We start from the raw sequence: 18,702 nt of genomic DNA, 5'->3' as shown, positions 1-18,702 counted from the left end.
CAAATTTTTTTCCCTATATGTATATGCTTGTTTTATAAAAAGGTATAGACAAGGGTCTTTGTTTCATGAAAAGTAAAGACCGCACAAAAAAACCCCCGGGAATTTCTTCCCGAGAGTTTTTTATACAAACAGATGCAAAATTTGATAGATGATGGCTGCAATGATAGCGGAGATCGGCAGTGTAATGATCCAGGTCAGAACAATGCGCCGGGCAACTCCCCATTTAACACCTTTCACACGCTTGGCAGAACCTACCCCCATGATCGCAGAAGAGATAACATGAGTGGTACTGACTGGCAATTTTAAAGCAGTAAACGTAAAGATAATCAGGGCAGAAGATAAATCCGCTGCTGCACCGTTAACCGGTTGAAGTTTCATAATCTTACCGCCGACCGTTTTAATGATCTTCCAGCCTCCAACTGAAGTCCCGACTCCCATTGAAACTGCTGCGGCGACTCGTACCCACATTGGGATGCCTTCTGTGGCGTGGTATCCGCCTGCAATCAATGCGAGAGTAATGATACCCATCGCTTTTTGTGCATCGTTTGTGCCGTGTGAGAAGGATTGCAGAGCAGCGGTGAAAATTTGAAACGTACGGAAACCTTTATTTGTTTTTGATTTGTTGAAGTTTTTAAAGATCGCTGCAAAAAGTGTCATGATAATAAAACCGACAGCTAGAGCAACAAATGGTGAAATGATTAAAGCCTGAATAATTTTTAGAAAACCGTCATAGTTCAAGACACCAAATCCAGCTGCGGAAATGGCCGCACCGGCGATTGAACCGATAATGGCATGGGATGAACTTGAAGGGATCCCGAAATACCACGTGATCAGGTTCCAAGTAATTCCGGCAATCAAAGCCGACAATACAATGAGCAAACCTATCTTTTCGTCATTGAATTGGAATGGGTCAACGATATCTTTACTAACACTTTTGGCTACGCCGGTAAAGGTTAATGCTCCGACAAAGTTCATTGTTGCCGCGAGCGCAATCGCAACCTTTGGCGGAAGGGCTTTCGTTGACACAGAAGTCGCAATCGCGTTGGCTGTATCATGGAATCCATTGATAAAGTCAAACGCCAGAGCAAAGATAACAACTAAAACGATAAGAAAAAACAAAATATCCATTGCCAATCTCTCCTTATGCGTTACGCATGATAATGGTTTCTAGAGTATCGGCAACATCTTCTGTGCTGTCAGAAATAGCCTCAAGAAGCTCATAAAGCTCTTTATATTGCATGATTTTAATAGGATCTTTTTCAACGCTGAATAAGTTTTTGATGCTTGTACGAAGCAAGTCATCAACGACAGATTCAAGATCGTTTAGCCTAATTGCATGCGGACGAATGTCCATTAGCTTTTTCTTGTGCAGCAATTTAGCAGATTCGGCAACTTCATAAGTTGCTTCTAGGATATGGCCAGCGAATTGAACCATGTATTGGTCAGGTTTTGTAATGTTATACATTTCAAATCTGGAAGCACATTGTTCCATGCCATCCAGGATATCGTCCATCTTATTGGCAAGCTCTAAAATGTCTTCTCGTTCTAGGGGAGTAATAAAGGTTTTGTTCAAACCGATAATCAGCTCATGAATGAATTTATCGCCCTTGTTCTCATATTCCTTCATTTTTCTTGCAAATTCCTTTAAATCTTCATCGGATTTGATTTTAAAATCCACAAAGTATTGAGCGGAGTCGCGGACGTTGTCTGCGATGCTTGTTAGTAAATCCAAAAATAAATCCTTTTTTGATGAAAATATCATGTACTAAAACCTCCGTTTGTTAAGAAAAAGTAAATTTCCCCTAAATTTTTTGCTAACCCAAACCATTCGTATTATAACTTTAATGATTCTAAAGATAAACAGCTTTTTTAATTTGAAATAAAACATTTACAAATGATTTACAATCAAGATGCTTCCCTTATAGAGTATACCCCCTAAGACATAAAAAAAGCAGCATTTCGCTGCACATTCATTCGTATGTAGTGGATGAAAGGATTCATGAGAACGGGCTCGCTGCGCTCAAGGCATGTACATCCCTCAATAAAATAGAATTTAACACTCTCTAAAAAAATTTAGCAAGGATTTAATCTCTCCTCATTTTCGTACCCTTTTTTTAGTGTATTCATATTTATATTGTAACCGAGTGTAAAAGGTGGGGAGTACGATGGGTTTATCATGGAAAATTAATTCTCACTATACCGCCTTAGGGGATTCCATTTCGGTGGGAATTGGATCCTCTGATCAATGTGGGAGCTTCGTCCAGCGGTATTCCATTCTCCTCGAACATACGCTTTACAAGACCTATCATCTCTCGAATTTCTCGAAGAAGGGTTTTACTACACATGATGTATTAGCCTCCATCGAACTGCCCAGCGTCAGAAAATCATTGATTAACTCAGAAATCATTACAATTACAGCAGGTGGAAATGATTTGATCAAGGCCGGAAAGAGATATTTATTAAAAAAGGAAGAAGTGGAACTCCTTCAAACGCTGAAAACGTGTCAAAGAAACATGTCTGCGATCTTAAAGAACATCATTCATATGAAAGAAAAAGGAAGGAAAAGTTACATTATCCGCTTGACGAATATTTACAATCCGTATCACAAATGGGATCTTTCCTATAAATGGGTCAACTTATTCAACGCTCATATGCAGACGTTCCAGAATTACCCAAACGTCAAGGTCGCAGATATTTACTCTTTATTCGTCGGGAGAGAAAAAGAACTGTTATCCTGGGACAGTATCCACCCTAATAACATTGGCCATAAAATGATCGCTCAAGCGGTTTACGGTACTGGTTTCGGTCCGCTATACCCGCATTTTGACTAAACATATTTTCGGTAAACATGGCTTAGTGCAGTGAGGGGCCAAATGCGGGTATAGCTATGGTACAACACATAAAATGCACCAGGTAAACCAGATCCCGCCGGGTAATCGAAGGCTGGTGCCATGAGATTTGGAGACAGCAAATAATTCACTCCATCGGCGATGGGTTTTGTGGGGCGAGAATGGATGGAGGCGAGGGCGTCGATCGCCCATGCCGTTTGGACAACCGTTCCATACCCGAGCGGTATATACGTCTTCGCATCATCACTTAAACATGATTCTCCCCAGCTTCCGTCCTTGTTTTGAATCGATTCAAGCCACTTTCCTGCTTTTTCAAGGCTTTGATCATGGATAACCGATCCGCGAACAGTTGCCAGGCCGGTCACTGCAGCCCATGTCCCATAAATATAGCAGACACCCCATCTTCCATACCATGAACCATCAGGCCCCTGATGGGATTTCAGCCAGTTGACCGCCTGTTTAACGGGGTGATCGTTTATCGTCAGATCGGTGTAACTGCCGAGAAATTCAAGGACTCTTCCCGTGATATCTGCATTAGAAGGATCGATTAATGCATCAGCTGCATTTTTTACAGGGATCAATCCTAACCATTCCTTGTTCGTATTTTTTTCAAATGCAGGCCAGCCTCCGTCATCATTTTGCATGGCCAGCAGCCAAGTGATTCCTTTGTTCCAGGACTGAAGGGAAGTAGGAGAGATGCGTACATGTGTGGAAATAGATCGCAAAGCAGCTTGGGTATCGTCCGTATCGGGATGGAGTGTGTTGCTTTCAGAGAATCCCCAGCCCCCAGGAGCGGTATGTCCGCAATGAACCGTCCAATCGCCCTTTTTAGACTGCTGATGATTGAGAAGAAATCGAATACCCTGTTGAATTTGGCGATTTTCGCGAGAAACACCAGCTTCTAACAAAGAATATAGTATTAATGAGGTGTCCCATATGGCCGAAGGAGAATTTTGGACGAAAAGATGAGTTCCATTAGAACATAGAAGCGAAATGATTCCTTCAATCGCCTTTATAAGCGCTGGAGAATTTTTAGAATAGCCTAAGGAAAGCAATCCATAAACCATAAAAAACGTGCTGCTCGCATAACTGAGAAGAGTACCGTCTTTTTCAATTCTGTTCAGCATGTATCTTTCCATTTTTGCAGGAAGGGAAGAAGAGGTCGCTTCTAAATTGCTGAAAAGCCGGCTAACCGTATCATTTTCGAACTCTGGCCAAAATGGGCCGGATTCCCGGTTACCTGATAAAGGACTGAGATACTGGTTACAAGGATGGCTTACGTAAAAATCATTTCGCATGGCTGCAATGATCGGTACAAAATGTGCTCTTGCATAGCTGCTCATATCGTAGAATTTGATGGGTGAAAGGATTGGTGGATCCAACAGAATCCCCGGATCAAAAGGAATACGGGGCCACGGAACGATTCCGTTAACAGACAAAAAGGCGCGTGTTAAAAGATTGGCCTTTTTGAATCCACCTTTTGCGCTTATATATTCTCTTGCCTTTGTCATAAGCGGATCTTCCATATTAACAGACTTTGAATAACAAAGCGCTACATAAGCTTCAATAGTAACTGAAAGATTGCCTTCTTTCTCATCAGGGTATACTCTCCATGTTCCATCCGTTCCCTGTTTTGAGAGAATGCGATTTACCAGGTTTCGCTTTAAAGGCTCATCCCTCCATTTCCAAATGATCAAAAGGACAAGCAGGTACGCATCTGTTGTAACTGGGTTTTCAAAACAAAATCGAAACGATCCATCCGCCTGCTGGCAGGACAAAAGTTCATGACTGCGGCGTTCCAGCTCCATTTTAATCTTACCTAAATCAAGCATGGGGAATTATCCCTCCCGTATAGAAAAGTGCGAAAGAAACGATACATCACGTCTCCAAACTATATGAAGCAGGTGAAGGAAATTATGAATAGTGATCAAGAGACAGAGTTGTTGAAAAAAATGAAAGAACATCTGAACCAGCTTTATGATCCGGCAGATTCTTTTTACATCAGAAGAATAACCGGTGGCAGCATCAATAAGGTTTATGCTGTTCAAACAAAGAAACAGACGTATCTTTTAAAAGTGAATCATCAAGCACCTGCACGTTTCTTCGAATGTGAAGCTGCTGGTCTGGATGAGATTAAGAACACTCAAACCATCAATGTTCCGGAAGTTTTTGCTTATAAAGACAGAAGGACTGAAGGGGAAGCGGGCTATTTACTGGCAGAGTGGATTCAAGGTGAGAAAACGAAAGACACTGAAAGGATGTTAGGAGAAAAACTAGCCGCACTTCATAGCTTCCCTGTACCCAAAAAGTATGGTTTAGAGCAAGACAATTTCATCGGAAGCCTCCCCCAGCTAAATGGCATTTTTTCGTCATGGACCGTTTATTTCTTAAAGAAACGGATATTGCCGCAGGTTGAACGAGAAACAGCAGAAACAGGAATGCATACGGCACGAAAACAAAAGCTGTATAAACTCATGGAGAGGATGGAAAAGGTTATTCCTGAATACCCGAGAGCTTCTCTGCTGCATGGAGACCTCTGGGGAGGAAACTGGATCACCGGAAAGAACGGAGAACCTGTTCTCATTGATCCGGCAGTTCTTTACGGCCATCATGAGATGGATTTGGCTTTCACAGAGCTGTTTGGCGGTTTCTCAAGTGATTTCTATCAAGCCTATACTCATTTTCAGCCACTGGATCAAGAGTATCAGGACCGTAAAGGACTTTATCAATTATTTTATCTGCTCGTTCATTTAAATTTATTTGGAGAAGCATACGGTCCCCCCGTGGATCGGATTTTAAAGAAATATTTATCGTAATCTTTCCAGCTGGTGATCATGAAAGCGGAACAGCAATCCATAGGCAATAAGCGAGCCGGCAAAGGACAGTGACATGTCCCATTGGGAGTCCCAGATATCCCCTTGGGTTCCTAGACAATCTTTGGTAGTACGGCCGGCAATAATGGCAGCCATCCATTCGATGATCTCATATGCAGCCGCCAGGGAAAGGATGATACTTATACTGAGAATTACAAGCCAGAAACGGCGAGGAAGGCCCACTGTCTTAATAAAACTTCTCTTAAGTGTATTACCGTGCCTCCCTTAAAGAAATGTCCGAATCGATCGATTTCGTTTCAGATTAAAGGTGTCCTGACTCGAGTTCAAAGAGGGGAACATCATCGTACGTATACTGGCCGCCAATAAACATCAAGATCAACACGAAAGAAAAAATGCAGTAGAAAAAATGAAGTAGGAAAGAGTGGTAAACTGAAAATATTTATAAGTAAATATGAGGTTAAAAATCGGTAGAACGGCTGGTGCCACTTCAAGAATCCAAGTATACGGACCGGTTGGCCGGATGGCCGACCAAATCAATACAGAAGCCGTTATGGCTAATATACATGCATGATATCCTGCACGTTGTTTTACCATTCGTCCATGTTCCTCCCAAACAGCCTTTTTATCAGTATGACAGACACAAATGGCTGTTATACCTTATGTTGCATTTTAAAAAACATCGCCCGTTTAAGGCGATGTTTTTTTATCATACAGACACTTTTTCATACTCTTTTCGGATGGCAGCCGATCTTTCTTTTGCACTTAAAATGGCCTCGGCAAAAGCCTGGCCTGCTTTGTTTTCTTTTAGTGCTTTTAATCCTGCTGCGGTCGTACCATTTGGCGACGTTACTTTTTTCCTCAGTGATTCAGGGGAAGCCTGAGTATCCAACACCATTTTACTGGCACCGAAAACCGTTTGGGCTGCTATCTCCCTCGCAAGGTCCTCATCGAATCCTTCAGCTTGGGCTGTTTTTTCAATATGCTCCAACACATAGTAAATGTAAGCCGGACCGCTGCCCGCTATTCCTGTAAACACATCCATCTGTTCTTCATCGATCACTTTTACACGGCCGATCGCAGAAAATAACTCTTTTGCCAGTTCAATATGTTCCATTGAAACGGATTGTCCGCCGGTTATCGCTGTGATGGATTCTCCAATGGTACTTGAGGTGTTCGGCATAATCCTGATGACCGGCTGTCCCTCAGGAAGAATTTCTTCCATGAAACCCGTCGAAATTCCAGCGAGAACAGACATTACAATTTGATTAGCCTTTACCTTCGGTTTCAGTTCAATGAGCGCTGTTTCGGCGTCTTTCGGCTTCATGGCCAAGATGATGAGATCTGCTTCTTGTACTTGGACTTCACTGTAAGGAAGAGCAACCACTTTATAATTTTTCATTAGTTCAATTCGTCGCTGATCATTTTGTTTGTTTGTCATCACAATGTTGCTGGGCGGTAATTTTTCCTGATTGACCATTCCGGCAGCAATCGCCTCGGCCATGGAACCTGCTCCAATAAAAAGCACTTTTTTTGTTTTTAACATGCAACCTCTCCTTATTGCTGTGTTAAGTTCACTTAAGGTCCTATCTTAACATGTTAAGAAGAGGTTTCAACCCTTTGATGGAACATCGTCCGTTATAGGCAATAATCTCTTAAGAAAGTGAGAATGAGTGATGATAAATAGGACAGGTTGTAAGAAATTATAGAAAAACCTATTAAATCACTGGATTTGCGAAAATAAAATTATGGCTTGGCATGCTGTGGCGGAAGAAGAATCGTCTTCAGCAGCTGTCGTTGTTCATCCGGCCACCATGCGCCACAATCTTCGGAGACAATGCAAGCTGCACATTTTTCAAGGTCAAATACTTTCATACCTGAAATGGGGGGAGAGTAGACATGCAAGGTGATCAATGGTTTCTTTTCATAAGTACCCATCTTATGGATCATGCCTCTTCCCACATTCAAAAGTGAGCCCTTTTTTTCAATCTCCTTTTTTACCGCCACGGGCAATCCCCCTGGCTGCAATTTATACAGCGTGTGGTTTGAGGATCCAGATATAACTTGTACCCACCCAAACGACCGCCCGTGGTCATGCGGTGAGCAATCCAAGGTCTGAGACCAGGCCATGACCAGAATTTCTACATGGTCGCTCTTAAAAATTAATTTCCTGCCATAAGGTTTATTTTCTGGATTCATCACAAAAGGAGCGGCGTCAGTTTCAGCCGCCTGTAGTTTTTGGATCGCCTCCAGCAAATCGTCTGAAGAGGGAAAAACGAGCGGAGAAAATATTTTTTCGATTCTTTTAAGGAACGGCACGTTATCATCCTCCTGGTGTCATTGATCTATAACCAGTATATTGGATGGTCACAAAATAAATGAAAAATCCGAAACATAACCCTTAGGGGCTGAGCAAGTCCGCAAAAAATGGGTGTACAGGAATCGTCCATAGGCTTTTGACGAAACGAAACGATTCAAGGAGGTACAAAATTTTATGTATAAAAAGATCGGTTTAATTACAGGGATAACAGCCATTGCGCTTTCGATCGCGGGAGGAACATCTGCAAGCGCACATACGGTTAAAGAAGGGGATACGTTATGGAAGCTTGGACAGTCTTATGACGTTTCCTACGAGGATATTAAAAGGGACAATAACCTGGAAGGAAATATCATCCGCCCTGGTCAGCAATTAAATATACCGGCTGTTAAAGGGGTTAGCCAGGAGCGGGCAAAAGCGTCTTCCGCAGATAAAAGACTGCTGGCTTCCCTCGTTGAATCCGAAGCGATGGGTGAAAGTTTCGAAGGCAAAACAGCAGTCGCCGCTGTTGTTTTAAACAGAGTAGAGGCTGACAGCTTTCCGGATTCGATTCAAGGCGTCATTTTTGATAAAGGGCAGTTTCAGCCGGTATTTGAAAACAACCTGAAAAAGCCTTCTTCACAATCTGAGAAGGCGGTGGAAAAAGCACTGGCGGGATATGACAATACAAATGGCTCGCTTTTCTTCTATAATAAAACAACAGCGGTAAGCCGCTGGCTCGACACTAAACCAGTGAATAAAGTGATCGGAAACCACACATTCAGCAAATAATGAAAAACAGCCTCATCCCTGTCATCAGCAGAGATTGAGGCTGTTTTACAATTTACTCGTACTTTTAATGCTAAGACCCGACACCTCAATCTTATGGCTGTTCCGGGCAATCAGTACATCACAAGTCGCATGCCTCGTAATGTATTGTGACACGCTTCCAATAAAAATGCGCTCCATCGCGTTTAAGCCTGTTGCACCGCAGACAATTAAATCAGCGTCATGCATCGAAGCAAATGACAGGATTTCGGTTTTGGGAGACCCGTAATTGGATAAAGTCTTCACATGTTTTAATCCAAGTTTTCTGGCCTTTTGTTCATAATCTTCGAGTAGGGTTCCACCATGGTTTTTGCCAGATCCCTTTTCAATATCCACAGTACCTGAATCCATGGGAGCCGCAGGAATCCGCTCCTCAGAGATATGGACAATCAAAAGCTGGGCATGATATTCCTTTGTTATTTCAATCGCTCTGTAAAAAGCTACTTCTGAAGATTCCGATCCATCTACACCTACAAGAATTTTCTCATAATATGGCATATAAACCCCCTCTTTTTCGTATGCTTTATAAATTCTTTCCCTTAAATTTTATTTGACAAACGTGGGAGAGTACGGTAATTTGGAACATATTAAAGTATTTATTATTTGAAAAATTCATAATTAACTCTTATCAAGAGTGGTGGAGGGACTGGCCCGATGATACCCGGCAACCTTTAGATTTATTCTGAACAGGTGCCAAATCCTGCAAGGCAAAAAGCTTTGACAGATAAGAGAAGGTCACGCCCAAACGGATGATTGCACCTCTCTGAATCTTTTAGAGAGGTGCTTTTTTGTTATATAAATTGGGGGGATATCTGTTGGAAAATACAAAGCTGCCTGCTGTCAATCATACAGCAGCAATAGGAGAACTAACATTAGAATCGGGTAAGGTGCTGAACGATGTACATATCGCCTACCAGCGGATTGGTGCAGCGGACGCGCCTGCGATCTTCGTATGCCATGCACTGACAGGCAATCACTATACATTAGACAGCGAGATAGGAGAAGGATGGTGGACAGGGTTATTAGGAAGCGGGGAATATATTGATTTGGGCCGATACCAGGTGATTACTACAAATGTGCTCGGTGGCTGCGATGGCTCAACCGGAGCACTTTCCATCAATCCCGACACAGGTGTGCCGTACGGACCGGATTTCCCTGTCATCACGATTAGAGATATGGTGCATGCGCAAAAAAAACTTTTAGATGTTCTCGGGATCAGACGATTGGAGGCTGTAATCGGCGGATCGCTAGGAGGCATGCAGGTACTGGAGTGGGGCTTGCTGTATCCAGATTATATGGAGCGCTTAATTCCCATTGCCGTGACACCGACACTAAGTGATTATGCGATTGGTTTTAACGCGGCCGGCAGATCGGCCATCATAAGTGATCCTTTATGGAATAACGGGAGATACAGCCCTGATTGCGGGCCAAGAAAAGGGCTCGGCATTGCCCGCATGATCGGTATGCTCACCTACCGTTCAGGACGTTTATTCGACCACCGTTTTCAGAGGAAACAAACCGGAAATTGGGAAACCATACAGGAGGAAGCTGTGTTTTCGGTGGAATCGTATCTTCATTATCAGGCGGATAAATTAGCCGACCGATTTGATGCGAACTGTTATCTCACTTTATTAAAAGCGATGGATACTCATGATATTGGCAGGGGAAGAGGTGGAGTAGCTGCCGCTTCACAAAATTATAATGTACCTATGCTATGTGTTGGGTTTTCCGGGGATCTGCTTTACCCGGTTGATTCGATGCAGGAGTTTATTCTTTTGGTCCAATCAGGAAATAAAGAGGCACGTTTTCAAGAGGTAAATACAATGTTTGGCCACGATGGGTTTTTGACCGAGTTTGATAAGTGGGGAAACCTGTTCGCGAATTTTATGAGAGAAACAATAAAGACATGAGGTAAATTTCTCATGTCTTTATTTAATGGTTTATTCAACAGCTGGTTTTTCAACAACCATCGACTTATCAGCCGGTGCAGATTGTTCTGGCCGCTGGCGGCTGATTCTCCCGCCACCGACAGATAAAGCGACCAATATACCCGCGCCAATAAAAATCAAGCCCGTTAAAAAGACGGTGGTGAATGAATTGCTCCAGGCAGTCTGTATGGAGTGAATCACCGTATTTTTAATGCTGCCAGGCAGTTTAAGAAGGTCGGGATGGATTAAAAGGCTGAACAGAGCATCCGTTTTGTCTGCGAGTTTTTGAAAGAGCCCTTGAAGCATCGGGTTCGATTGTTCACTCACGACATCTTTCATTTTTGTCTCTAAGGAGTGGTTCATTACTACGTTTAAGACGGTAATACCAATCGTACCTCCGATCGAACGGAAGAACGTAGAAGCGGACGTTACAGCTCCCAGTTTTGATTTTGGAAATTCGTTTTGAATAGCGATCATCAAGGTCGGCATGACGAGACCCATTCCTAATCCCATAACAATCATGTAAGCATAGGCTGTTAATTCCTTAGAATCTACACCCATCGTACTCATTAAGTAGAACCCGACAGCTGTAATAATCATACCGACCGTCAGTACGGTTCGGTAAGGAAGTTTCAATAGAAGTCTTCCTCCGATGATGCTTGCGAGGATAAGAGAGATCATCATAGGTGTCATGGTGGAACCTGCTTGTGTTGGTGTGACACCCAGGATCCCCTGCATAAACATCGGCACGAACATGATCGCGCCAAACATCCCCAAACCAAGCAAGAAACCTAAAGCGTTGGTTGTTGCGAACACACGGTTTTTAAATAAGGAGAGATCCAGTACAGGCTCTTTTGCTCTCTTTTCTACAAACCCAAAAACGATCATGAGAACGATGGAAGAGCCGAAGATCAATCCGCTTTCCATTGAAACCCATTCAAATTTATCTCCGCCAAACGTTAACCCAAGCAGCAACAGGACGATGGCTGGAATCAGTGTGATGATTCCAAGATAATCGATATGGACTTCGTCTTTTGGCCTTACCAATTCATTTTTCATCCCAACGAAGATAAGGATGGCAGACAGGATACCAAACGGTACATTAATTAAGAAAATCCAGTGCCAGCTGATCGTGTCGACTAAAAATCCACCGATGAACGGACCGATGACGGAGCTTAACCCAAAGATTGCTCCAAAAACACCCTGCCATTTTGCACGCTGTTCCGCTGTGAAAATATCACCTATGATGGTTTGGGAAAGGGGCATGATCATTCCGCCGCCTAGACCCTGCAACCCTCGGTAGAAGATCAATTGTTCCATGGAGGTAGCCGTTGCACATAAGCCGGAACCAATGACGAAAATGACGGTACCGATTAAATAAAGTGAACGGCGCCCGTATAGATCTGAAAGCTTCCCGACGATCGGAATAATCGTAGTCGAAGTGATTAAATAGGCGGTTGTTACCCAGGCAAAAATGGAAAAACCATTTAGTTCGCCGATAATGGTAGGCATCGCAGTACCGACGACCGTCTGTTCCATTGCACTGAAAAACATTCCGATAATAAGGCCTAATAAGACCATATTACGGTTGATAGGTTTCTGTTGTTCAATTTTCATAGGATAGTTCTTCTCCATTCTTTTTTATACTATTTGAATCTTTAAGTGCTGTGCTATTTCTTTACAATACGGTTTCAACTCAGAAACTTTTTTTAGATTGGCGAGTACTCCTTGAATGGAAAATCGATCGGGTGCCTTCTGTTCAAGGCACCTTTTTAAATAATCAATGGCTTTGAGGTGTAAGTCGTAATCCTCTTCATCCATTCCGAGTATATCGAGCTGATCCTTCATGTTAGCGACGATTTCCCTCAAGACATCATCAGCGCAGCTGGAATGGTCGGAAAAGTAAGCCTTCACCATTGTTTCTTCCATTAAAGGAGGACCACCTTCAAGCAGAATTCCGTCCACCAAATGATCCATCCGCTTGAGAATATAGGCAGGGAGCCGCTCGATATCCAAAGGTATTTGGCTGACAATCATCAATTTCACAAAGATCGTTCGTATTCCGTCCAACAATAGGGAGAGATCATACAGGTAAGGGGCAGCTTCAGACCCGTAAATCTCCATGAGGGTATCTTCATACCACGTCTTCATTTCCATCTGCATCTTTCTCATGTAGCGGTGAATATCTTCATTCATGGCGACGGCTTGTTCCCGAAAATGCATAATTATAAAATCTTTATGTTCTGCGATTTGTTTCAGTTGTACAAGAATCTGCTGTTTGAATTTTTCCCTCGGGTCCATGTTCAATTTATCCACTGCTGTAATTTGAGCCTTCATGTTTTCATGGTTGTATTTAAAGATCGACAGGAGCAGTTCTTCTTTGGATTTAAAATGAAGATAGAAGGCGCCTTTGGAAATATTGCTTTCTGTGGCGATTTCCTGTATCGAGGTGAATTCATATCCTTTTTTTGCAAATAAAGTTAGTCCGCTTTCAATGACTTTTATCTTTTTACGATTCGTTTTAATCACCTTCCCAGCATGTTCCCCCAGTGAAAACTCTGTTTATTTAACTTTATTAACTAAATAACACTCAATCATTATATTACTGATATGACCAGTCAGTCAATCTTTTTATTTAAAAAAAAACGCTCATATTCTAAAGCGTTTTTTTCACTGTATTTAAGCAAGCAATGACAAACCGCCGTCTACGATAATCGTCTGTCCTCTGATCATGCTGGCAGCTGGTGTGCATAGAAAAAATACAGTTTCAGCGATATCGTTCGGCTCAACAATACGTCCCGCCGGGTTTTTTTGTTTTGCCTCGTTCAGCAACTCCTCACGGTTCGGGAAATGTTTAAGTGCATCCGTATCGACTGCCCCACCGGACACCGCATTCACCACAATTCCTTTAGATGCTAGTTCTACTGCAAGATAACGGGTGATGGCTTCAACTGATGCCTTTGATACGCCAACGGCCACATAATTTGGAAGCGCCCTGATCGAGCCGAGGCTGGAGAGGGCGACGATAGCGCCTGATCCTTTTTCTGCCATAAGCATGGCTGCCTGCTGAGAGGTAAACAGATAAGCTTTTGCGTTGATGTCCTGAGTCCAATCCCAGTGGCTTTCCTCAATCTCCAGCACGGGCCGCAAAACTCCAGAAGCCGCATTGTTTACAAAAACATCAAGCCGTCCAAAGGTTTCTTTTACTTCGGCAAATAAAGCTTTGATCTGGCCAAGGTCACCGACATTTGCTTTCACCAGATGAACCTTGATTCCGTATTGGGATTCAAATTCTTGTTTTGTCAATTCTGCATCTTTCTTTTTTCTCATGAAATTTAACACGAGGTCATAACCTTCGGAGGCAAATTTGGAAGCGATCGCTTTTCCGATGCCTCTTGTACCGCCTGTTATCAGAGCTACTTTTTTCGTCAACAAAAACACGTCCTTTATCACATTCTGCATTTAGTACCTGGTCCTAATATTAAGGCGGTTCCTTCCGAATGTCAATGCAGGACCCTAAACCAGGCAGTTGAAAGGAAAGAAGATGAGATATACTATATAATAGATTTTTATAGTTTTAATGATGAAAGGGATATTTATATGACCATAGATCAATTGCGATTACCGAACGCACTTGCTGAAAAATTAAATGATGAAAGAAACAGGCGGAGGGAAACGACAATACCTGAGTTTAAAGGTCTTATTGGTGCTGAAGGGTATACAGCAGAAGATCCTGAGATTGTAAAAGATGCAGTTATTGCTCTGTTGATGGGAAAGAACGTACTGCTGAAAGGGCCGACAGGATCGGGGAAAACAAAGTTAGCTGAATACTTGTCATTTTTGTTTCAGCAGCCTCTCCATTCCATCAACTGTTCCGTCGATCTCGATGCGGAAGCGTTATTGGGGCACAAGACAATCTCCTATGAAAAAGGACATTCTGAAATTGAGTTTATTCCAGGCCCCGTGACAAAGGCCGCAACATTCGGCCATTTCTTGTACATTGACGAAATCAATGTGTCAAAGCCCGAGACACTTCCGATTCTGAACGGGATCTTAGACTATCGAAGAACCGTGACAAATCCTTTTACAGGTGACATTGTTAAAGCAGCAGCAGGTTTCAGTGTCATCGCAGCGATCAATGAGGGATATATCGGAACCGTACCACTGAACGAAGCATTAAAAAACCGGTTTGTTGTGATTGAAGTTCCATATATTCAGGGAGAAACACTATTCAAGATGCTTCAATTCCAATCTGAGCAGAAAGACAGCGACATTTTATATCAATTCGTTCAATTTTCATCAGATCTGGTCCAGCAGACGAAGACAGGGCAGCTATCGGAAGATGCTGCCTCCATCCGTGCCTTGCTTGATGCTGCAGACCTGTCGGCGTATATGCCTCCAAAGCGGGCCATACAGCGGGCGGTCGCTGATAAATTAGAAGATGCTCGTGAAAAAACATTAATCCATAACATTGCCGACACGCTGTTTGTATAGAAGCGGATGTCCGGGAGGTCGCGTGACCGATGAAATTTCTAACATTTGCAGATACAAAAATCGATCCTTTTTTGCATATGCAGCTGATTGATCTAGCGAAGACGCTTTCTAAAGATCCTAAGATGGATGTGGAATTCTCATTTCATTCGTATTTGAATAAACCAGGCCATGTGCTTCATGTCAGCCAGTTCTGGATGACCTATCCCGGCTCTGTTCAGCTGGATGGGTTAAAAAGCGAAGTGTATTTAAGAAGCTTTGGAAATTTCTTTTTCTCTGACCATGACGAGCTTCAAGAGGCCATGCAATCGTTAAAGATTGAAGAACATTTTCAATTCCTTAAGCATCTGCTCTTGTTCTCTGAAGATTACCGGCTTGAAAAAGTTTGTATATCCAAGCGGCCGGGGATGTCGGCCGCTTTCTCAGAAAGGAAGAGAATTCTTCTCACCCATTTTCAAAGGCAGTATCGCCAGCACATTCAGCAAAGAAGGTGGATGGACGCATTTTTCTGCAGTATATTTTTATTGGCCAACCACCGTCTCGTTCAGCTTCAAACACCGCTCAAAGAATGGTATGGTGAACTCCGCCCTTTCCTGGTGAATTTAAACACTGCTGAGAGCACAGCACATATCATTGCAGAGATTCATGATATTAAAATAGCATTAAGAGCTTTTAAAGAAGGGGACATGACGAGTTCCTATCTTTCGTTCTATGAGTCGGATCCCCTTCATTTCAAAGACATCACAAGAGAGAATGAAGCGAAAACCCCTCATTCAATGACCGAATCAGAAGATGAAAGTAGCGAAGAAACGGCACGGGAGGAGATGCCAAGCTGGCACAACGAAACGTCTTCTCCGTCTGATTCGTTTCTTCAGTTCGACCTGGATCAAGGTACATCAACCGACTTGCTCGGTGAAGGGGGAAGGAAAGCTGAAGAAGGTGACCAGGCTTTCGGTGCCGTACAGGCTGGGGCAAAAGATTCAAAAGGCAACGATTTTAAAGGGGAAACCGGTGCAGGTGTAGACGATGCATCCCCGCGATCTGGTCAAGGTCTATATCCGTACGGACAGATGAATCGTTTTGCGGTGGAAAAAAAAGTCTTTCCAAAGAACTCTTCCTTTCAGGACATGCAGGATTATCAGCAGATTAAATCTGCTGTTCAATCGTCTGTCAGCCTGTTAAAGCAAAGCTTTTTGAAGACCATTGAACATAAAAAAAACGTGCCAAACCACGATCTTCATTTTGGCAGGTTGAACAAAAAGCTGACACGTCTTTTAACGGATAAAAACCCAAGACTGTTCTTTAAAAAAGCGGAGTCGCCTCAGGAGCTGGATGCCGTCTTTACTTTGCTCGTCGATTGCTCGGCGTCTATGTTCGACAAAATGGAAGAAACACACAAGGCCATCGTCCTTTTTCATGAGACCTTGAAAGCGGTGCGGATACCACATTCCATCACAGGCTTTTGGGAAGATGCTTCTGATGCAAAAAAAGACAGTCAGCCAAACTATTTTCAGGAAGTGATCTCGTTCACAAGCTCTTTAAAAAATCAGTCTGGAGCGGAAATTTTGCAGTTGGAGCCACAGGAGGATAACCGGGACGGTTATTCCATCCGCAAAGCGGCAGAGGATCTGCTTCGACGGAAGGAAAAACAAAAGTTTTTACTTGTTTTTTCGGATGGAGAACCGGCTGCGTTTGATTATGAGGGCCATGGCATCCTTGATACGTATGAAGCGGTAGTGAACACACGGAAAATGGGAATCGATACGCTTGGTATGTATATTTCTAACGGAAAAGTAACGGAGGAAGCACAAATCTTAATGAAAAATATATATGGCAGCCATCAAGTTGTCGTGCCGAGCGCAGCAGAACTTGTCAGTTATTTAGTTCCTGTCCTGCGCAAGCTGCTATTTAAAATTGCATAAATGTGATTGAAGAGCCGAATGAAAAGCGTACGGGGATATGCGAGCTAATCTCCGTACGCTTTTAAGGTTCTTCATTGGTTCACTAAATAGTTGGCAGCATCCGTCCCATACTCGAAAATAAGATTTCAAGCATCATGGTGCATCCAGGATTTCCTGGATTTTTTTATTGGATGGAGGCTGTTTTGGTTTGTTTTTTCTGAATATGTGCAAGCCTGAAGTAAAGAGTCACCGCCCCCATCGCAAGGCCTGAAATCAATCCAACCCAATAGCCAAAGGCTTCGAGCGAAGTGTGGTTTGCCAGCACATAGCCGACCGGGAGTCCGATCACCCAATAGGAGATTAAGGACAATACGAGAGTAACGTTCACATCCTTATATCCTCTCAGCGCTCCTTGGATGGGAGCAGCTATCGCATCGGAGAGTTGAAAAAAGATCGCATAAAGGAGAAAATGCTTGGTTAAATGTATGACCTCTGAATCGTTGGAGTACATGAAGGCCACTTGGCTAGGGAAAATCAGCAGTGCCCCGGCACAGAGCAAGGCAAGAATGACTGCTGTTCCAATACCAAGATAGCTGTATTGTTTTGCATCCTTATAGCGGGTCGCCCCGACCTCAAACCCGACTGCGATGGTAAGGGCAAAGGAAATGCTCAAAGGCAGCATATAAAGAAAGGAAGCGAAATTCAAAGCTGATTGATGTGCGGCGATCGTCACTGTGTTGAATGAACTCATCAGCAATGTTACAGCTGCAAAGATACTCGTTTCAAAAAAGATGGAAAATCCGATGGGCAGACCGATTTTCAACTGGCTTTTCCAGGCTGCAAGTGAGAGTGGATAAAATTTTCCAAAAACCTGATATTCAGAAAAAGGCTGTTTTTTGTGAATGATATAGATCGCCATGAATGTAATGAACCAATACGTCAAGGCAGAAGCATAGCCTGAACCGACACCGCCCAATTCCGGAAATCCAAATTTGCCAAAAATGAAAAGATAGTTGAATATTCCATTAATGGGAAGAGCCGTTAACGTAATCAGCATGGAAACCCGCGTACTGCCGAGTGCGTCAATAAAACAGCGAAGTACGTTATATAAAAACAGAGGAATCATACCGAACGAAAGCGCTCTTAAGTATCCATATGCGACTTCTCTGACTTGAGGATCCAAATCCATGGCATTTAAGATAGGGCGAAGCAACAAGAATCCAATAGCGGCTACTGCAAATGACAGTGCAAACGCAAGATAGATGCTCTGGATAACAGAGTAGGGTACTTTTTCCCTTTTTCCAGCACCATTAAATTGGGAAACGATGGGAGTGAGTGCCATTAATATCCCGCTTAATCCCGTGAAAACAGGGACCCAGATGCTTGAGCCGATCGCCACACCAGCCAGCTGTTTTGGGCCTGCATGCCCGGACATCACGGTATCCAGAAAATTCATCGCATATAATCCGATCTGTGTAACCAATACAGGAAGCACTAATTTTATAAACAATAAGAATTTTTGCTGGATCGTTTGAGTTTGTTCCATATTCCATATCGCATTCCTTTTCCAAATCTGTA

At 43.0% G+C, this 18,702-nt stretch carries 17 protein-coding genes and 1 riboswitch; of the genes, 6 read left to right on the top strand and 11 right to left on the bottom strand.

What is annotated here, in order from left to right; genetic code table 11:
- Positions 1-120: 120 nt before the first annotated feature.
- Both ABHN01_RS13580 and ABHN01_RS13575 read right to left on the bottom strand, forming a co-directional pair.
- Positions 121-1,128, bottom strand: coding sequence for an inorganic phosphate transporter (locus ABHN01_RS13580; RefSeq protein WP_429875984.1), 1,008 nt, complete (start codon positions 1,126-1,128; stop codon positions 121-123).
- A gap of 13 nt (positions 1,129-1,141) precedes the next feature.
- Positions 1,142-1,762, bottom strand: coding sequence for a DUF47 domain-containing protein (locus tag ABHN01_RS13575; RefSeq protein WP_429875983.1), 621 nt, complete (start codon positions 1,760-1,762; stop codon positions 1,142-1,144).
- A 403-nt stretch (positions 1,763-2,165) separates the two neighbouring features.
- Here ABHN01_RS13575 and ABHN01_RS13570 point away from each other — a divergent pair, with 403 nt between their 5' ends.
- Positions 2,166-2,831 (top strand): GDSL-type esterase/lipase family protein, encoded by a 666-nt coding sequence (locus ABHN01_RS13570; protein ID WP_429875982.1) that lies wholly within the window; start codon positions 2,166-2,168, stop codon positions 2,829-2,831.
- Here the strand turns inward: ABHN01_RS13570 and ABHN01_RS13565 are convergent.
- On the bottom strand, positions 2,828-4,681 hold the full coding sequence (locus tag ABHN01_RS13565) for a terpene cyclase/mutase family protein (RefSeq protein ID WP_429875981.1): 1,854 nt from the start codon (positions 4,679-4,681) through the stop codon (positions 2,828-2,830). The two genes, ABHN01_RS13570 and ABHN01_RS13565, sit on opposite strands and share 4 nt — an antisense overlap.
- Before the next feature lie 84 nt (positions 4,682-4,765).
- Here ABHN01_RS13565 and ABHN01_RS13560 point away from each other — a divergent pair, with 84 nt between their 5' ends.
- Positions 4,766-5,665, top strand: a complete 900-nt coding sequence (locus tag ABHN01_RS13560) for a fructosamine kinase family protein (RefSeq protein ID WP_429875980.1) — start codon at positions 4,766-4,768, stop codon at positions 5,663-5,665.
- Here the strand turns inward: ABHN01_RS13560 and ABHN01_RS13555 are convergent.
- The 3 genes from ABHN01_RS13555 to ABHN01_RS13545 form a co-directional block, all read right to left on the bottom strand.
- A complete protein-coding gene (locus ABHN01_RS13555; RefSeq protein ID WP_429875979.1) occupies positions 5,657-5,905 on the bottom strand; it encodes a DUF2238 domain-containing protein in 249 nt (82 codons plus the stop codon). The two genes, ABHN01_RS13560 and ABHN01_RS13555, sit on opposite strands and share 9 nt — an antisense overlap.
- Positions 5,906-6,389: 484 nt before the next feature.
- Positions 6,390-7,226 (bottom strand): pyrroline-5-carboxylate reductase, encoded by an 837-nt coding sequence (proC, locus tag ABHN01_RS13550; protein WP_429875978.1) that lies wholly within the window; start codon positions 7,224-7,226, stop codon positions 6,390-6,392.
- A gap of 200 nt (positions 7,227-7,426) precedes the next feature.
- Positions 7,427-7,999, bottom strand: a complete 573-nt coding sequence (locus ABHN01_RS13545) for a cysteine dioxygenase (protein ID WP_429875977.1) — start codon at positions 7,997-7,999, stop codon at positions 7,427-7,429.
- Between the two features lie 175 nt (positions 8,000-8,174).
- Here ABHN01_RS13545 and ABHN01_RS13540 point away from each other — a divergent pair, with 175 nt between their 5' ends.
- Positions 8,175-8,768, top strand: coding sequence for a cell wall hydrolase (locus tag ABHN01_RS13540; RefSeq protein ID WP_429875976.1), 594 nt, complete (start codon positions 8,175-8,177; stop codon positions 8,766-8,768).
- 45 nt (positions 8,769-8,813) lie between these two features.
- Here the strand turns inward: ABHN01_RS13540 and ABHN01_RS13535 are convergent, their stop codons facing one another.
- Positions 8,814-9,302 carry a universal stress protein gene (locus tag ABHN01_RS13535; protein ID WP_429875975.1) on the bottom strand — a complete coding sequence of 163 codons (489 nt, stop codon included), beginning with the start codon at positions 9,300-9,302 and terminating at the stop codon, positions 8,814-8,816.
- A gap of 124 nt (positions 9,303-9,426) precedes the next feature.
- A riboswitch (SAM riboswitch) is annotated at positions 9,427-9,535 on the top strand.
- Between the two features lie 84 nt (positions 9,536-9,619).
- Between ABHN01_RS13535 and metX the strand changes: the two genes are divergently transcribed.
- Positions 9,620-10,714: a homoserine O-acetyltransferase MetX gene (metX, locus tag ABHN01_RS13530; protein ID WP_429875974.1), complete on the top strand. Its 1,095-nt coding sequence runs from the start codon at positions 9,620-9,622 to the stop codon at positions 10,712-10,714.
- Between the two features lie 30 nt (positions 10,715-10,744).
- Here the strand turns inward: metX and ABHN01_RS13525 are convergent, their stop codons facing one another.
- From ABHN01_RS13525 to fabL, 3 genes are all read right to left on the bottom strand, one after another.
- Positions 10,745-12,349 carry an MDR family MFS transporter gene (locus ABHN01_RS13525; RefSeq protein ID WP_429875973.1) on the bottom strand — a complete coding sequence of 535 codons (1,605 nt, stop codon included), beginning with the start codon at positions 12,347-12,349 and terminating at the stop codon, positions 10,745-10,747.
- Positions 12,350-12,373: 24 nt separating this feature from the next.
- Positions 12,374-13,261: a TetR/AcrR family transcriptional regulator gene (locus tag ABHN01_RS13520; RefSeq protein WP_429875972.1), complete on the bottom strand. Its 888-nt coding sequence runs from the start codon at positions 13,259-13,261 to the stop codon at positions 12,374-12,376.
- A gap of 150 nt (positions 13,262-13,411) precedes the next feature.
- Entirely contained in the window at positions 13,412-14,164 is a 753-nt protein-coding gene (gene fabL, locus ABHN01_RS13515; protein WP_429875971.1) for an enoyl-[acyl-carrier-protein] reductase FabL, read from the bottom strand.
- 168 nt (positions 14,165-14,332) lie between these two features.
- Here fabL and ABHN01_RS13510 point away from each other — a divergent pair, with 168 nt between their 5' ends.
- Together ABHN01_RS13510 and ABHN01_RS13505 are read left to right on the top strand one after the other, a co-directional pair.
- Positions 14,333-15,226: an AAA family ATPase gene (locus tag ABHN01_RS13510; RefSeq protein ID WP_429875970.1), complete on the top strand. Its 894-nt coding sequence runs from the start codon at positions 14,333-14,335 to the stop codon at positions 15,224-15,226.
- A gap of 29 nt (positions 15,227-15,255) precedes the next feature.
- Positions 15,256-17,145, top strand: coding sequence for a vWA domain-containing protein (locus ABHN01_RS13505; protein WP_429875969.1), 1,890 nt, complete (start codon positions 15,256-15,258; stop codon positions 17,143-17,145).
- Positions 17,146-17,308: 163 nt separating this feature from the next.
- On the opposite strand, the gene ABHN01_RS13500 is transcribed toward ABHN01_RS13505, so the two are convergent.
- Positions 17,309-18,670: an MATE family efflux transporter gene (locus ABHN01_RS13500; RefSeq protein ID WP_429875968.1), complete on the bottom strand. Its 1,362-nt coding sequence runs from the start codon at positions 18,668-18,670 to the stop codon at positions 17,309-17,311.
- Positions 18,671-18,702 lie beyond the last annotated feature (32 nt).

Origin of the sequence: Fictibacillus sp. NRS-1165, assembly GCF_050468105.1 — a bacterium.
GTDB lineage: Bacteria > Bacillota > Bacilli > Bacillales > Fictibacillaceae > Fictibacillus_C > Fictibacillus_C terrinigri.
This window is presented reverse-complemented; position numbering and strand designations above follow the sequence as displayed.

Excerpts from the sequence above, each read along its gene's own strand:
- ABHN01_RS13580 (WP_429875984.1), bottom strand. The coding sequence starts at position 1,128 with ATGGATATTTTGTTTTTTCTTATCGTTTTAGTTGTTATCTTTGCTCTG.
- ABHN01_RS13575 (WP_429875983.1), bottom strand. The coding sequence starts at position 1,762 with ATGATATTTTCATCAAAAAAGGATTTATTTTTGGATTTACTAACAAGC.
- ABHN01_RS13570 (WP_429875982.1), top strand. The coding sequence starts at position 2,166 with ATGGGTTTATCATGGAAAATTAATTCTCACTATACCGCCTTAGGGGAT.
- ABHN01_RS13565 (WP_429875981.1), bottom strand. The coding sequence starts at position 4,681 with ATGCTTGATTTAGGTAAGATTAAAATGGAGCTGGAACGCCGCAGTCAT.
- ABHN01_RS13560 (WP_429875980.1), top strand. The coding sequence starts at position 4,766 with ATGAATAGTGATCAAGAGACAGAGTTGTTGAAAAAAATGAAAGAACAT.
- proC (WP_429875978.1), bottom strand. The coding sequence starts at position 7,226 with ATGTTAAAAACAAAAAAAGTGCTTTTTATTGGAGCAGGTTCCATGGCC.
- ABHN01_RS13540 (WP_429875976.1), top strand. The coding sequence starts at position 8,175 with ATGTATAAAAAGATCGGTTTAATTACAGGGATAACAGCCATTGCGCTT.
- ABHN01_RS13535 (WP_429875975.1), bottom strand. The coding sequence starts at position 9,302 with ATGCCATATTATGAGAAAATTCTTGTAGGTGTAGATGGATCGGAATCT.
- ABHN01_RS13525 (WP_429875973.1), bottom strand. The coding sequence starts at position 12,349 with ATGAAAATTGAACAACAGAAACCTATCAACCGTAATATGGTCTTATTA.
- ABHN01_RS13510 (WP_429875970.1), top strand. The coding sequence starts at position 14,333 with ATGACCATAGATCAATTGCGATTACCGAACGCACTTGCTGAAAAATTA.
- ABHN01_RS13505 (WP_429875969.1), top strand. The coding sequence starts at position 15,256 with ATGAAATTTCTAACATTTGCAGATACAAAAATCGATCCTTTTTTGCAT.
- ABHN01_RS13500 (WP_429875968.1), bottom strand. The coding sequence starts at position 18,670 with ATGGAACAAACTCAAACGATCCAGCAAAAATTCTTATTGTTTATAAAA.